This window comes from Streptomyces sp. NPDC005485, assembly GCF_040606085.1.
Taxonomy (GTDB): Bacteria; Actinomycetota; Actinomycetes; order Streptomycetales; family Streptomycetaceae; genus Streptomyces.
The window spans coordinates 35,463-49,818 of the sequence record NZ_JBEXDZ010000004.1 but is presented as its reverse complement, the minus strand read 5'-3'; the positions used below and the strand labels follow the sequence as shown (position 1 = coordinate 49,818).

Sequence of the window (14,356 nt, the reverse complement as noted above, 5' to 3'; positions counted from 1 at the left end):
AAGTTACGAGCATCTATCGAAATCTCGAACAGTGAGGGCAGGGCATGGGACAACCTGGCCTGAACCGTAGGCAACTCCTGGCCGGAATCGGCGGGTTGACGGTTGCGGGAAGCCTCGGCTTCGCCGCGCTCGGCACCGGAGCGGACGCACTGGCCTCCAGCGCGAGCAGCCGCGTGCGCTACTGGAACCTCTTCAGCGGCGGCGACGGCGCCAACATGATCGCGATGCTGGACGCCTTCCGTAAGGCGAACCCCTCCATCGACGTGAAGGACTCGACCCTCCAGTGGGGCAATCCCTTCTACACCAAGCTGGCCATGGCCGCCGCGGGCAACCGCGCGCCGGAGCTGGGCGTCATGCACATGGGCCGCGTCGCGGGCTTCTCGCCGGGCCGCCTTCTGGACCCGTGGGACGAGGCCCTCCTCGCCAGGTACGGCGTCCGCAAGGAGGACTACAACCCGGCGCTGTGGAACCGCGGCGTCATCGACGGCAAGCTCTACGCCCTGCCGCTCGACATCCACGTACAGCTCTGCTTCTACCGCAAGGACGTCCTGAAGAAGGCGGACCTCCTCGGTGACGACGGCCGGATGATCCCGGTCGGCTCCACCACCGAGTGGTTCGACATCCTCAAGAAGGCCAAGGCGGTCCAGAAGAAGGGCCTGCAGACGATCGGTCTGTGGACCCAGGACCAGAACTTCCAGTGGTGGTTCTTCGTCGCCTTCTACACCCAGCTCGGCGGCACCTGGTTCAACGACGCCAAGACCGAGGTCACCTTCGACGCCGACAAGGCCACCCAGGTCCTGGAGTTCCTGCGGCAGCACGTCGCCGACGGGTACGTCATCCCCGGAGCCCCCACCGGCGAACAGTTCATCAACGGCGCCCCCTTCACCTGGGAGGGCAACTGGTCCGTGCCGGTCTTCTCCGGCGCCAAGCTCGACTACGGCGCGACCCCGCTGCCGCCCGTCTTCGGCAAGCAGGCCACCCACGCCGAGTCGCACTCCTTCGTCCTGCCCCACCAGGCGAACCGCGGCGGCACCACCAACGAGGACGCGCACCAACTGGCCGCCTACGTCGTCAAGCACGCCCTGCAGTGGGCGGCCGGCGGCCACATCCCCGCGTACACACCGACGCTGTCCACGGCCGCGTACAAGAAGCTCACCCCGCAGAACGAGTACGCGCGCGCCATGGACCACCAGGCCACCGAGCCGAAGGTGTGGTTCGCGGGCTCCACCGGTGTCCTCGCCCAGGACCTCGGCCCGGTCGCCGTCTCCTCGACGATGGGCTCGGCCAAGCCCGCCGCCGCCGCGGCCACCATGAAGAGCCACCTCACCAAGCTGCTCGCCTCGAAGAACCCGATGGACGGCAAGACCGCCGCGCAGGGAGGTGCGTCCGCATGACGACCAGTGCCCAGACCGTCGTCGCACCGGCGCGGGTGAAGACCGCCGCCGCGAGTGCCACAGTCCGCCGCAAGCAGGGCTTCCAGCACGGGGGATGGTTCGTCGCCCCGTTCGTGGCGCTCTTCGCCCTGTTCGTGATCTGGCCGCTGATACGCGGCGTCTACCTCAGCTTCACGGACGCCAACATCTCCGGCGACGGCGCGAACTTCATCGGCCTCGACAACTACCGCGAGGCGCTCGGCGACTCGATGATGTGGGACGCGCTCGGCCACAGCGCGTACTTCACACTCCTGGTCGTGCCCTGCATCACCGTGCTCGCCTTCCTCCTCGCGATGCTCGCCCACAACATCGAACGCGGCAAATGGCTGTGGCGCCTGTGCTTCTTCGCGCCGTTCCTGCTCCCCTCCACCGTCGCGGGCAACATGTGGCAGTGGCTGTTCACCCAGGGAATCGGCCTGTTCAACGAGACCTTCGGGCTCGACACACCCTGGCTGACCGACAAGTCGTACGCGATGCTCGCCATCGTCATCACCACCCTGTGGTGGACCGTCGGCTTCAGCTTCCTGCTCTACCTCGCAGCCCTCCAGGGCATCCCCGCCCACCTGTACGAGGCCGCGAAGCTGGACGGCGCCAACGCCTGGCACCGCATGGTCCACATCACCCTGCCCATGCTGCGCAACATCACCGGCCTGGTGATCGCGCTCCAGATCCTCGCCTCGCTCCAGCTCTTCGACCAGGCCGTCGTGATGATGGACTTCGGCCCCGGACCCGAGCTCAGCACCCGCTCGTTCGTCCAGTACACCCTCGAACAGGGCTTCACCAGCTACCGCGTGGGCTACGCCTCCGCGATGTCCATCATCTTCTTCGTGATCATCGCAGCCGTCGCCCTCGCGCGGATGTGGCTGCTGCGCAACCGTGAGGAGGGCGGCCGATGACCACCGCCGAGACGACCGCACGCACCGTACGCACCAAGTCCCGCAAGCCGTGGACACCCAGCCAGATCGTCCTCACGCTGATCGGCGTCGCCGTCTCCGCCGTCTTCCTGGCGCCGATCGCCGCGGCCCTGTTCACCTCGCTCAAGTCCGAGGCGGAGGCGGCCGAGATCCCGCCGCACTGGCTGCCGAAGGTCTGGACGGTCCAGGCCTGGAAGGCGCTGTGGGAGACCGGCAACATCTCGAACTGGTTCGTGAACTCGTTCGTCGTCTCCGTGTGCGTGACCGCGATCGTGGTCACGGTCGCGGCGCTGGCCGGCTACGGCTTCGCCCGTACGGAGTTCCGCGGCAAGGGCCTTCTCATGGGCGTGGTGATGTCGGGCCTGATGATCTCCCCGGCCGTCCTCGGCGTTCCGCTGTTCACGACGGTCCAGCAGATGGGGATGGTCGACACCTACTGGGGCATGATCCTGCCGCAGTGCGCGCCCGCCGCGATGGTCTACATCCTCTACAAGTTCTTCCAGGGCATCCCGAAGGAGCTGGAGGAGGCCGCCTTCATCGACGGCGCGGGCCGCTGGCGGGTCTTCTTCACCATCATCCTGCCGCTGTCGAGGCCGTCGCTCTCGGCGGTCGGCATCTTCACCTTCATCGCCTCCTGGAACAACTTCCTGTGGCCCTACATGGTGACCAACAACCCCGACCTGATGACCATGCCCAACGGCATCGCGACCGTCATGAACTCCTACGGCATCCAGTGGGCCCAGCTCATGGCCGGCGGCCTCATGGCGGGCCTCCCGCTGATCGTCGTGTTCGTCTTCTTCCAGCGCCAGATCGTGGCGGGTGTCGCGCACACCGGCCTGGCCGGACAGTAGGAGCAGGAGTCAGCGCAGTGATACGTACGAGACTCGCGGCGGTACTCGCCGCCGCCTTCCTCGCCCTGCTGCCCACCACCGCGCGGGCTGCCGACTACCCCGATCCGCTGCCCCTCACCGGGCAGGAGATCATCCACGACCCGACCGTCTCCCACCTCAAGAACGGCCAGTACGTGGCCTATTCGACCGGCGGCATCATCGGCGCCCGCCTGTCGACGGACATGAAGCACTGGGACGACGCGGGCAACGCCTTCGTCACGCCGCCCAGTTGGTGGTACGAGTACAACTCCACCGGTGACCCCTGGGCGCCCGACCTCTCCTTCCGCGACGGCCGGTACTGGCTGTACTACGCCGTCTCCTCCTGGGGCACCAACCACTCCGCGATCGGCGTCGCCACCTCCAAGTCCGGCATGCCCGGCACCTGGACCGACCAGGGCAAGGTCTTCACCTCCGAGACGACCGACACCTGGAACGCCATCGACCCCGGCGTCATCAAGGCCGACGGCAGGCTGTGGATGGCCTTCGGCTCGTACTGGACCGGCATCCGCATGGTCGAACTGAACCCGAAGACCGGCAAGGCCGTCCCCGGCGCGACCGTCCGCCACCTGGCGACCCGCCCCGACGCGCCGTACGCCGTCGAGGGCCCCTACATCGTCAAACACGGCCACCACTACTACCTCTTCGCCTCCTACGACGCCTGCTGCGCCGGCGTGAACTCCACGTACAAGATCAGGGTCGGCAGGTCCACATCGATCACGGGCCCTTACGTCGACAGCGCCGGCACGCCGATGCTGGAAGGCGGCGGCGACCTGCTGCTGGCCGGCCACGGGCAGTACTTCGGCACCGGCGGCCAGTCCGTGTTCCGCGACAAGGGCCAGGACTGGCTCGCGTACCACTACTACGACGGCGACGACAACGGCACGCCCAAGCTCGGCCTGAACAAGCTGAGTTGGAGCCATGACGGCTGGCCCACTGTCAAGTAAGCACCCACCCCGAAAGGCGCACATGAGCACCGCCCGCTTCACCCTCGACCCGGCCTTCACCATCGGCAAGGTCAACCCCCGTCTCTTCGGCTCCTTCGTGGAACACCTCGGCCGCTGCGTCTACACCGGCATCTTCGAGCCGGGGCACCCCTCGGCCGACGAGGCGGGCCTGCGCACCGACGTGCTGGAGCTGGTCCGGGAGCTGGGCGTCACCGCCATCCGCTACCCCGGCGGCAACTTCGTCTCCGGCTACAAGTGGGAGGACTCGGTCGGCCCGGCGGACGAGCGCCCCCGCCGCCTCGACCTGGCCTGGCGCTCCACCGAGACCAACCGCTTCGGCCTCTCCGAGTACATCGCCTTCCTCAAGAAGGTCGGCCCGCAGGCCGAGCCGATGATGGCGGTGAACCTCGGCACACGCGGCGTCGCCGAGGCCCTCGAACTGCAGGAGTACGCCAACCACCCCGCCGGCACGGCCCTTTCGGACCTCCGGGCCGCGCACGGCGACAAGGACCCTTTCGGCATCAAGCTGTGGTGCCTCGGCAACGAGATGGACGGCCCCTGGCAGACCGGTCACAAGACCGCCGAGGAGTACGGCCGGATCGCCGCCGAGACCGCGCGCGCCATGCGCCAGATCGACCCGTCCGTCGAACTGGTCGCCTGCGGCTCCTCCAGCCAGGCCATGCCCACCTTCGCCGCGTGGGAGGCGACGGTCCTGGAGGAGACGTACGACCTCGTCGACCACATCTCCCTGCACGCCTACTACCAGCCCGAGGGCGGTGACGTCGACTCCTTCCTGGCCTCCGCCGTCGACATGGAGTCCTTCATCGAGAACGTGGTCGCCACCGCCGACCACATCGGCGCGAAGCTGAAGTCGAAGAAGAAGATCAACCTCTCCTTCGACGAGTGGAACGTCTGGTACATCTCGGAGTGGCACGAGATCGAGAACTCCGGCGCGCGGGACTGGGCTCAGGCCCCGCGTCTCCTGGAGGACAACTACAGCGTCATGGACGCCGTCGTCTTCGGCTCGCTGCTCATCGCCCTGCTCCGGCACGCCGACCGCGTCACGGTCGCCTGTCTCGCCCAGCTGGTCAACGTCATCGCGCCGATCATGACCGAGCCGGGCGGCCCGGCGTGGAAGCAGACGACGTTCTTCCCGTTCGCGCAGGCGGCCCGGTACGGCCGCGGCGAGGTCCTCGACGTCCGCGTGGACTCGCCGACGTACGAGACGAAGAAGTACGGCGAGGCGGACCTGCTGCATGCCACCGCCGTGCGCGCGGAGGACGGCACGGTCACGGTCTTCGCGGTCAACCGCAGCCGGACCGAGTCCCTGACGCTCGAAGTCGCCCTGAGCGGGCTGGAGTTGACGTCGGTGGTGGAGCACAGCGCGCTCGCCGACGCCGACCCCGACGCCCGAAACACCCTCGCCGAGCCCGAGCGGGTCGCCCCGCACGCGGTCGAGGGGACCGCTCTCCAGGACGGCCGGTTGTCCGCCGTCCTGGAGCCGCTGTCCTGGAACGTGATCAGGCTGGCCTAGTTCACGCGTGGCCGGGGGAGTCGACCGGTGTCACCGGCACTCCTCCGGCCGCGCTGCCCAGCAGTGTCAGCTTCACGTCACCCGGGCCTGCGGGTGTGGTCCCGTCGGACAGGACCGCGAGGGCGAGTGTGTTGGCGCCCCGTGTGCGGAGGATCCCGTTCGGCAGGACGAAGGTGTGCTGCGGGCCCACATCGTTGATGTACTGGCCCATGTTCCAGCCGTTCAGGAAGATCTGGACGCGATAGGCGCGGGACGCGTCGTCGGTCAGGGTGAGCCCGATCGAGGCGTCCACACCCGGATTGACGGAGAGCCGGAAACCCGTCCGGTACCAGGTCACGCCCTGCCGCCGGTCCGCCCGCGGCAGGTCGACGAGCTGCCAGCCGCGGTCCGCGAACCCCGGCAGATGCCACCCCTCGCGCTCCCCGAACAGCCCGCCGTTGTTCATCACCCCGCGCACCGGATCGACGGCCGTCTCGCCCTGAAGACGCCAACTCACCTTCGGGGAAGCCTGCTTGGAAGTCCTCTTGGAGGACCCCGTGGAGGCCTCCGTGGAGGCTGCCTCGAAGGTCACCGCCGTCAGGCCGCGGGCCGCCTTGTGAGTGTCGAGCGCCTTGCCGTCCTGATCGTGCTGCATGCGCCGGACGAGGACCGAGAGCACATGAGGGCCGGACGTGCGCTGCTTCCTGGGCACCGGCCAGGTGGCGGTCGCCGCCCAACTGCCCTGCCGCACCGAGGCATTGTCCGGCACGGGCATCCGATGGGTGCCCAACGGCTCCCCGTCCAGCCAGGCCATCAGCAACCCCTGCGTGCCCGTGCTGTACGACAGCGACACCGACTCCGTGCCGGTCGTGTCCGTGAAGCGGCCCCGGTACCAGACATCCCCGTAATGGAAGCCGTAGTCGTCCGCGAACAGCACGGGCTGTCCGGCGGGCACGGGTGTCGTGCTGTACGACGAGGTCCTGTCGGCCTCCTGCCATTCGCTGTCGTCGAAGCCGGGCTCGGACTCGGGGTTCTCCGTGCGCCGCCGCCAGCCGCCGAGCGCGGGCAGCTTCACCTCGCCCACCCCCGGGATCACCGGCTCGGCCCGCAGACTCCCGCCCAGGGTGGGCAGCGTGCGCAGGGTGCCCCCGTTCCACACCACCTCGCCCATGCCGCGCGGCCCCCACACCTCCAGGCCCGTCCCGTTCGCGACCGTGTCGCCGGTGAGGTGGACCGTGTCCCCGCGCAGAGAGGCGCTTCGCAGCAGCGCCGGACCGTACACGAGGACCGGGCCCGACGGGGTCTCGTAGGGCCACAGCTGCAGAGAGGTCGCGTCGTCGGCGAGCAGGAGCAGCAGCGGGGTGTCGATGCCGTCGCCCTCGATCAGCAGCCGGGTCAGGCCGCCGACTCCGAGGGTGGCGGACGCGTACAGCAGGCCGCGGTCCCACAGCCATCCGGCCTCGGCGTCCAGCCGGGTGACCGTCGGCTCGGTCGGGCACTCCAGCACGATCTGCGCCCGCTCGCCGGGCCGCCCGACGAACAGGGCGATGTCCTGGCGCCCCGCGGTGAACGACAGCATGGGCTGCGCGGTGGCGTACTTCAACTTCCGCCTGCCCAGGGCGAGTCCGGTGGTGATCAGCCGGGCGTCGCGCGCCGGAATCGTGACCGGCACCTGGGTGTCGGCGGCGGGAAGGTCCGAAGTGACCTCCTCCGTACTGTCGTTGCGCAGCACGTACACATGGGAGCCGGTGTCGGGGTTGGTCAGGTGATACACCTTGATCCGGTCGTCCCCGGCCTTCACCGCGGCGGCCCGCTCCAGCTTGGCGAAGTCCGGTACGTGCCGCAGCAGATGGCCGAGCTGATGCATCGGGGCCAGCTTGGCGGTCGCGTTGCGCCCCTCGTCGAAGGCCGCCCCGTAGTCGTACGACGTGTAGACGACCGGCGCGGGCAGCCAGCCCCACGAGGTGCCGCCGAAGGTCATGTAGACGTTGTGGAGCGTGATGCCGTTGGCGAGGTTGGTCAGATAGAACCGCCGCTCGTACGCCGCGTCACGCGTGCGGCGCGACTCCTCGTACCCCTTGCCCTTGAACCAGCCGCCGCCCCACGGGTCGAACCAGCCGCCGCCGAACTCCGGGACGAACCCGGGCGTCCGCGGGCTGGCGGTGGCGCCGCCCTGCCCGCCGCCGATCCCGAAGTGCCCCCAGTCCGGCGGGTTCCCGGACGGCGACGGGTAGCCGTCGAAGCCGTACAGCCAACGCCCCTTCTCCCCACCGGTGTCGAAGGAGCCGGGCACCCAATAGCCGTTCCTGCCCTTGTCGTTGTGGAACAGCGGCACATCGATGCCGTCGGCACGCACCTTCTTGTACAGGTGGGACATGTAGGCGCGGCCGGTGGGCTCGGTGACATGGGCGTCGTACTCGTTCTCGATCTGGTAGAGCAGGACCGTGCCACGGCCTTTGGTGTAGAGGTGCTTGGCCACGATGCGGTTCACGGCGGTCAACCACTCGTCGACGTACGACAGATACGTCGGGTCGGCGGTCCGCGCCGTCCCCTTCGTCGCCGTCAGCCAGCCGGGGAAACCGCCGCCGTCGACCTCGGCGTTGATGTAAGGGCCGGGGCGCAGGATGACATACAGGCCGGTCTCGGCGGCCATGCGCAGGAACAGGTCCAGGTCGCGGACGCCGGTGAAGTCGTAGTGACCGGGCGCCGCGGAGTGGTAGTTCCACGCCACATAGATACTGACCGCGTTGTAGCCGTGCGCCCGCATCTTCTGCAGCACGTCCCGCCACAGCGACGGGCTCGGCAGCCGGAAGGGATGCAGCTCGCCCGACCACACGACGAGACGCCTGCCGTCGACCAGCAGCGAGTACCGGTCGAAGCCGACCGTGTGCTTCTGTCCGTCGGCTCCCGGCGGCTCGGGCGCGGGCCCCGTCGGCACGGACCGCGCCGCATGGGCCGAGGGCGCCTCCGCCCCGGCGCTGCCGCTCAGCGCGAGACCGAGCGCGGTCGTACCGGCGAAGGCTCCGAAGGTACGTCTGCTGAGCGCCAAAAGAAGCCTCCTGGGCAAAACCTGCGTGGTGCGGGCGGTGCGGGTGTGGGGGCCATTCTCCACGCAGCAACCGGTCGGCACGGCCGCCCGGGGTGCTCGACGCGGGCGGATTACGCGGTTTGGACGGCAGGGGCGCCGCGTGGGCCTGCCGTACGGCCTGGTGACGGGGAGGGGGCGGGCTGGTGAAGGGGAAGCGGCCCGTTGACGTCGGGCAGCGGCTCGCTACCGCTGTCGTCACACCAGGAACAGCAGCTGGGCGGCGACGAGCACGTCCACGACGCCGCACCACTCGGCGAACGTACGGGAGACGACCTGGTCGCGCCTCAGGTGGACGAAGTCCCAGCCGCCGTGGAAGAACCAGCCGGCCGCCACGAAGTACCGGCCCAGGTCCGGGTCCACCGCGAGGCCGGCCAGGGCGAGCCCCGCGAACACGAGGGTGCCCGCGGCCTGAATGCCGAGACCGGTTCGTCCGTCGTGCGGGGTCCCGCGAAGGGCGCCCCAGACCAGTACGGCCAGGGCGAGAGCGACGAGGACGGTGGAGGGGGCGACCGCGTCCTGCAAGGGGAGGACGAAGATGGCCACCACACCCGCGCCGAGGACCGGCCAGGTCGCCCGGGGCGTGCCGAGCTGGTGGACGATCACGTAGATCAGGGGCAGCAGCGGCAGGACCTCCCCGAAACCGTCGACGGCGTCCGTCACGTCCTGCGAGCCGGACACGACCAGGTTGAGGATCCAGACGGCCACGGCCAGCAGCGTGGGCAGGCGCCGTCGTATCAGCGCCGCGGCCGGGTGCCGCGCGTCGGGCGCCGGAGGGGGCGTGGTCGTGTCAGGGGTACGGGAGGTGGGTCGAGGGGTGGGTCGAGCGGCGGGTCGAGCGGTGGGTCGAGCGGTCATGGTGGCCTCCGGTCTTGGGTGGTTGGGTGGTTGGGTGCTTGGGTGGTTCGGTGGGATGTCTTCAGCCTGCTGCGGGGCGATGCCGCCCAGTAGTGGCGAATCCGCAGGGGAGCGCGTGGAGTTGTCACGTCCTCGCGTGACATCTGTCATGCGGTGTCATGCGGCGCGGCCTGGGCCACAATGGCCCGATGGGGGACGACGGATCGATCGTTCACGGCACGGACGTGCGCGGGCCCGGACTGGCGGGCTTTCGGCGCTACACCTGGTGGACCGTGCCGGGCATGACCGCGTGCGTCCTGGTCGCCTTCGTCGGGGAGTGGACCCTCGACGGCGATGTCCCGCTGTGGGCCCGCGGCCCGAGTGCCGCCGCACTTGTGGTCGAGGTGGTGGCGAGCGTGGTGCTGCTCAGTCGGCGGCTGGCGCTGCGGCCGATGCCGGACACGGACGACAGCGGGCCGCCCATGGGATGGCTGATCGCCGCCAGCGCGGCTGGAGTTGTCCTCGCAGTGCTCCCGCTCGCCCGGCACAACTACGGGCTATGGCCGGTCGCGCCGGCCGTGGTCGTGGCCATCGCCGCGACGTACCTCCCACCGCGCCGCAGACGCCAACTCATCGCCTACGCCGTCGTCCTCGCGCTGCTCCCAGGCGGCGCCGTCGCCCTGGCCTACGGCGACGGCGGCCACGACCTGGCATACGCCGTCCTCTTCCCGGCCGGGCTCGTCGCCCTCACCGTCTGGGTGACGCTCGGCCCCCTGTGGGCCTGGGACACCGCGCGGCGACTGGATGACGCGCGGCGGCTGGAGGCGGAGGTGGCAGTCAAGGACGAGCGGCTGCGGTTCGCCGCAGACCTGCATGACATTCAGGGCCATCACCTCCAAGTCATCGCGTTGAAGAGCGAGTTGGCGGCCCGGCTCGTCGAGAGGGATCCGGCGCGGGCGGCGGCGGAGATGAAGGACGTCCAGCGACTCGCGGTCGACGCCCTCAGCGACACCCGGGCCGTGGTGCAGGGCTACCGCCGTACGACGCTGGACGACGAGATCGTGAACGCGACGCGGGTGCTGGCCGCCGCCGACATCGATGCCACGCTGAACCTCGAACCCGCCGCCTCAGCGACCGACTTGACCTCCGGTCTGGCCGACCCGGCCCGTCACCTCCTCGGTCTGGTGATGCGCGAGTCCACCACCAACGTGCTCCGGCACAGCCAGGCGCGGCACGCCGAGGTCGACTATCGCGTCACCGGTGGTCTTGCCCGTCTCCGGGTGAGCAACGACGGTGCCGACGAGCACCCCGCCGGCCTGGAGGGCACAGGCCTGCGCGGCCTCGCGGAGCGACTGGAGGCGGCTGGCGGCGAGTTGACCTGGAACCGCGACGGCGACCGCTTCGTGGTCGAGGCGTCGCTGCCGACGCAACGGAAGGCCTGACGATGATCCGGCTGCTGATCGCCGACGACGAGGACCTCCTCAGAAGCGCCCTCGTCGCGCTGCTCGGTCTTGAGGACGACCTCACCGTGGTCGCCGAGGCGGCGACCTCCACCGACGCCGTACGGCTGGCTTGCGAGCACCGCCCCGACATCGCCGTACTCGACCTGGAGATGCCGCCCACCGACGGCCTGCGCGCCGCCGAGGAGATCCGGGACGGCCAACTGCCCACCCAGGTCGTCATCGTCACCCGGCACGCCCGACCCGCCGTGCTGCGCCGCGCCCTGTCCGCCGGCGTGCGCGGCTTCGTCACCAAAACCACCCCGGCGGCCAGACTGGCGGAGATCATCCGCGACATCGCCGCCGGACGCCGATACGTCGACCCCGACATCGCCGCGTCGGCGCTGACCGAGAACGACTGCCCGCTCACCGACCGGGAGTTGGAGGTCCTGCGGGCCGCCCGCACCGGAGCCTCGGTCGCCGAGATCGCCACCGCGGTCAGCCTGGCGCCCGGCACGGTCCGCAACTACCTGTCCGCCGCCATGTCCAAGCTGGGCACGCCCACCCGTCACGCCGCCGCCCATCACGCGTGGCAACAGGGCTGGATCTGATGGGCGCGTTCGCGATAGACCCGTATCCAAGGGGCCTCGTAGGTCCTCGTGGGCCCTCGTAGGGCCTCGTAAGGGCCCCTAGGACTCCGTGGGGTCCCACAGAATTCCGTATTCCGTATGAGGAGGCACGATGACAGCCGAGTCGCGCTACCTGCGGCCCCCTTGGGGCGCGCGGGTCATCGGAAACCGGATGGCCAAGCTCTTCGCCAGGAGCGTCCTGAGCACGCTGTCCGTCCGAGGCCGCAAGAGCGGCCAGTGGCGCAAGGTGCCGGTGGCTGTCCTCGAACACGAGGGCGAGCGCTACCTGATAGCCCCGCGCGGGCAGACCGAGTGGTCGCGCAATCTGCGCGCCGCCGGGAGCGGGCGCCTCACCCGCAAGGGCCGGGTCGAGGAGTTCGACGCGGTCGAGGTGCCGGTCGCGGAACGGCCACCGCTGATCGAGGACTACCTCAGCCAGTTCGGCAAGTTCCCCACGGTCAGCGAGACGTTCCGCGAACTCCCCGAACCGGCCGACCACCCTACGTTCCGGATCGTCCGCCACTCCGCGTGACCCACCCAGGGCAAGCTTGGTGCGGTTCGTGTGGGCGCCGGTCAGGCAGTGGCCGTAGGGTCCGCCCGCTTCTTTGCCAGTGTCGTGCTTCCGCGCCCCGAGTAAAGGGCGCTGCGCTGCGCTCCGCGTCGGCTACGCCGATTCCGCTTCGCTCCACCCTTGACTCGGACCACTCCAGCACGGGTGAGAAGCGAGCGGGCGGCCCAGGGGTGAGGGGTCCCAGCCGAGTGCCCCCTTACGTCAGCTGGGGAGCGGGCCGGGGGCGAGGGGCGCGACCGCGCCTCGCCAGCACGCCGGCCGGGCTTAGCGGCGAGCGGTGAGTGGGGGCGGGCGCGTCCCCTGCGTCGGGGGCACGCCGGGCGGGTTCAGCGGGTGACGGCGAGTGGGTGGGGCGCAGGGGAGGCACGGCGGGTCGGGCGTGCCGGGTGACGAAGTCACACAACCCCCACCCCTCCCATCTGAGGGGGCCAGGGAGGAGTGATGAGGAGTAAGTGGAGGGTTTCGGACATCCCGGGTCCCCACATCCTGGGCTTTTACGACCCCTGCCTGTCCGAAACCTTCCACTTCCCCATCCCCGCCGCCCACTCACCCGCTCGCCGCTGAACCCGCCCGGCGTGCTGGCGAGGTGGGGGGTGCGGCCCATCCACTGACCGTCACTCGCTAAGCCTGCCCGGCGTGCTGGCGAGGCGCGATCGCGCCCCTCACTCCCGGCCCGCGACGCAGCCGACGTAAGCGGGCACTCGGCTGGGGACCCCTCACCCCTGGGCCGCCCGCTCGCTTCTCACCCGTGCTGGAGTGGCCCGAGTCAAGGGTGGAGCGCAGCGGAATCGGCGTAGCCGACGCGTAGCGCCCTTTACTCGGGGCGCGGAAGCACGACACTGGCAAAGAAGCGGGCGGACCCTACGGTCACTTGGTGGCGTACGTGGTGAAGGCGTACAGGTGCTCGTACGGGCGCCCGCCGACCGCTCGGAGGTGCTGGAACGAGAGCTGGAGCCGTCCGGCAAGACCGTGCGGGCCGGGGTCGATCTGTTCGGGCGCTGCCGCCCGCCTTGCAGCTGATCTACTGGCCGCACCAGTTCCTGCACGAGCGAAAGCGGAGTGAGGCGGACGTGACGACGCATACTGCGAAGGCCGAGGCCGAGGCCGAGGCCGGTGCCGGGGTCGGGGCCAAGGTCAATCCCGTGACCGGGTACACCGGGGCCGAGATCACCGGCGTCGATCTGGCGGGCCCGCTGGACGACGAGGCCGTCGCGGTGATCCGGGCGGCGCTGCTGCGCTGGAAGGTGCTGTTCTTCCGGGATCAGCGGCTCGACCATGCCGCCCATGTCGCGCTGGCCCGGCGCTTCGGTGAGCCGGTTGTGCTGCGTTCCCGGGGCAAGGCCTCGCCGGAGGACTTCCCTGAGGTGGAGACCACGGCCGACCGGCTGGAGCTGGCCGGACGCTACGGGATGGACCACCAGGAATGGCTGGAGCGGCGGCGGCACACCCTGTCCCGGGGGTGGCACTGCGACCACGGTGCCCGGGTGAATCCGCCCGCCGCGACCATCCTGCGTGCCGAGACCGTGCCGCCGTACGGTGGGGACACCACGTGGTCGAACCTGGCGGCCGCGTACGCCGGACTCTCGGAGCCGGTAAGGGAGTTCGCCGACCGGCTGCGCGCCGAGCACCGCCTCGGGGTCGGCTACCAGCCGCGCCCCGGCCATGACGCCTACGTCCAGCACCTCCAGGACCACCAGGTCGCCACCGTCCACCCGGTGGTGCGCGTGCATCCCGAGAGCGGCGAGCGGCTGCTGTTCGTCAACGGCTACTACGTCGAGCAGATCCTCGATGTGTCGCGCGCGGAGAACCGGCTGCTGCTCGAACTGTTCGTCGAGCAGGTCACCCGGCCCGAGTACACCGTCCGCTTCCGCTGGGAGCCGGGCAGCGTGGCGTTCTGGGACAACCGCGCCACCATCCACCTGGCCCCCAGCGACACCGGGCACCTCGACTTCCCGCGCATCATGCACCGGGTGATGCTCGCCGGGGAGGTCCCGGTCGGACCGGACGGCAGGCCCTCCGACTCCATCTGCGGTGCACCACTGGGGAGTTGAAAGCGCCCGCCGACCGGCCCGTGCGCCCGCCGACCAGCCCGTGCGCGCAC

Annotated in this window: 11 protein-coding genes; 9 read left to right on the top strand and 2 right to left on the bottom strand. The window is 70.0% G+C overall.

The genetic code is table 11. The features are described from left to right. The first annotated feature begins 44 nt into the window (after positions 1-44). Genes ABZS97_RS03100 through ABZS97_RS03080 form a run of 5 tightly spaced genes read left to right on the top strand, consistent with a single transcriptional unit; the run spans position 45 to position 5,715 of the window. A complete protein-coding gene (locus ABZS97_RS03100; protein WP_356132869.1) occupies positions 45-1,394 on the top strand; it encodes an extracellular solute-binding protein in 1,350 nt (449 codons plus the stop codon). After that, positions 1,391-2,329, top strand: a complete 939-nt coding sequence (locus tag ABZS97_RS03095) for a sugar ABC transporter permease (protein WP_356132867.1) — start codon at positions 1,391-1,393, stop codon at positions 2,327-2,329. Before ABZS97_RS03100 ends, ABZS97_RS03095 begins: the two co-directional genes overlap by 4 nt. After that, a complete protein-coding gene (locus tag ABZS97_RS03090) occupies positions 2,326-3,198 on the top strand; it encodes a carbohydrate ABC transporter permease (RefSeq protein WP_356132865.1) in 873 nt (290 codons plus the stop codon). The genes ABZS97_RS03095 and ABZS97_RS03090 overlap by 4 nt, the downstream gene beginning before the upstream one ends. Positions 3,199-3,215: 17 nt before the next feature. Beyond that, positions 3,216-4,181 carry an arabinan endo-1,5-alpha-L-arabinosidase gene (locus ABZS97_RS03085; protein WP_356132863.1) on the top strand — a complete coding sequence of 322 codons (966 nt, stop codon included), beginning with the start codon at positions 3,216-3,218 and terminating at the stop codon, positions 4,179-4,181. A 22-nt stretch (positions 4,182-4,203) separates the two neighbouring features. After that, a complete protein-coding gene (locus ABZS97_RS03080; RefSeq protein ID WP_356132861.1) occupies positions 4,204-5,715 on the top strand; it encodes an alpha-N-arabinofuranosidase in 1,512 nt (503 codons plus the stop codon). A 1-nt stretch (position 5,716) separates the two neighbouring features. Here the strand turns inward: ABZS97_RS03080 and ABZS97_RS03075 are convergent, their stop codons facing one another. Continuing rightward, on the bottom strand, positions 5,717-8,743 hold the full coding sequence (locus ABZS97_RS03075; protein ID WP_356132859.1) for a beta-galactosidase: 3,027 nt from the start codon (positions 8,741-8,743) through the stop codon (positions 5,717-5,719). A gap of 234 nt (positions 8,744-8,977) precedes the next feature. Next, positions 8,978-9,637 (bottom strand): hypothetical protein, encoded by a 660-nt coding sequence (locus ABZS97_RS03070; protein WP_356132857.1) that lies wholly within the window; start codon positions 9,635-9,637, stop codon positions 8,978-8,980. Between the two features lie 188 nt (positions 9,638-9,825). Here ABZS97_RS03070 and ABZS97_RS03065 point away from each other — a divergent pair, with 188 nt between their 5' ends. The 4 genes from ABZS97_RS03065 (at position 9,826) to ABZS97_RS03050 (ending at position 14,306) form a co-directional block, all read left to right on the top strand. Further along, a complete protein-coding gene (locus tag ABZS97_RS03065; RefSeq protein ID WP_356132855.1) occupies positions 9,826-11,058 on the top strand; it encodes a histidine kinase in 1,233 nt (410 codons plus the stop codon). A gap of 2 nt (positions 11,059-11,060) precedes the next feature. Next, complete coding sequence (locus ABZS97_RS03060) at positions 11,061-11,666, top strand: response regulator transcription factor (RefSeq protein ID WP_356132853.1); 606 nt, start codon at positions 11,061-11,063, stop codon at positions 11,664-11,666. A gap of 130 nt (positions 11,667-11,796) precedes the next feature. Beyond that, the gene (locus tag ABZS97_RS03055; protein ID WP_356132851.1) at positions 11,797-12,216 is read left to right on the top strand and encodes a nitroreductase family deazaflavin-dependent oxidoreductase; all 420 of its coding nucleotides are present in this window, start codon (positions 11,797-11,799) and stop codon (positions 12,214-12,216) included. 1,109 nt (positions 12,217-13,325) lie between these two features. Continuing rightward, on the top strand, positions 13,326-14,306 hold the full coding sequence (locus ABZS97_RS03050; RefSeq protein ID WP_356132849.1) for a TauD/TfdA family dioxygenase: 981 nt from the start codon (positions 13,326-13,328) through the stop codon (positions 14,304-14,306). Positions 14,307-14,356: the final 50 nt, after the last annotated feature.

What these genes read in the sequence shown, in the direction of transcription:
- ABZS97_RS03100 (WP_356132869.1), top strand. Translation starts at nt 45, where the DNA reads ATGGGACAACCTGGCCTGAACCGTAGGCAACTCCTGGCCGGAATCGGC.
- ABZS97_RS03095 (WP_356132867.1), top strand. Translation starts at nt 1,391, where the DNA reads ATGACGACCAGTGCCCAGACCGTCGTCGCACCGGCGCGGGTGAAGACC.
- ABZS97_RS03090 (WP_356132865.1), top strand. Translation starts at nt 2,326, where the DNA reads ATGACCACCGCCGAGACGACCGCACGCACCGTACGCACCAAGTCCCGC.
- ABZS97_RS03080 (WP_356132861.1), top strand. Translation starts at nt 4,204, where the DNA reads ATGAGCACCGCCCGCTTCACCCTCGACCCGGCCTTCACCATCGGCAAG.
- ABZS97_RS03070 (WP_356132857.1), bottom strand. Translation starts at nt 9,637, where the DNA reads ATGACCGCTCGACCCACCGCTCGACCCGCCGCTCGACCCACCCCTCGA.
- ABZS97_RS03065 (WP_356132855.1), top strand. Translation starts at nt 9,826, where the DNA reads ATGGGGGACGACGGATCGATCGTTCACGGCACGGACGTGCGCGGGCCC.
- ABZS97_RS03060 (WP_356132853.1), top strand. Translation starts at nt 11,061, where the DNA reads ATGATCCGGCTGCTGATCGCCGACGACGAGGACCTCCTCAGAAGCGCC.
- ABZS97_RS03055 (WP_356132851.1), top strand. Translation starts at nt 11,797, where the DNA reads ATGACAGCCGAGTCGCGCTACCTGCGGCCCCCTTGGGGCGCGCGGGTC.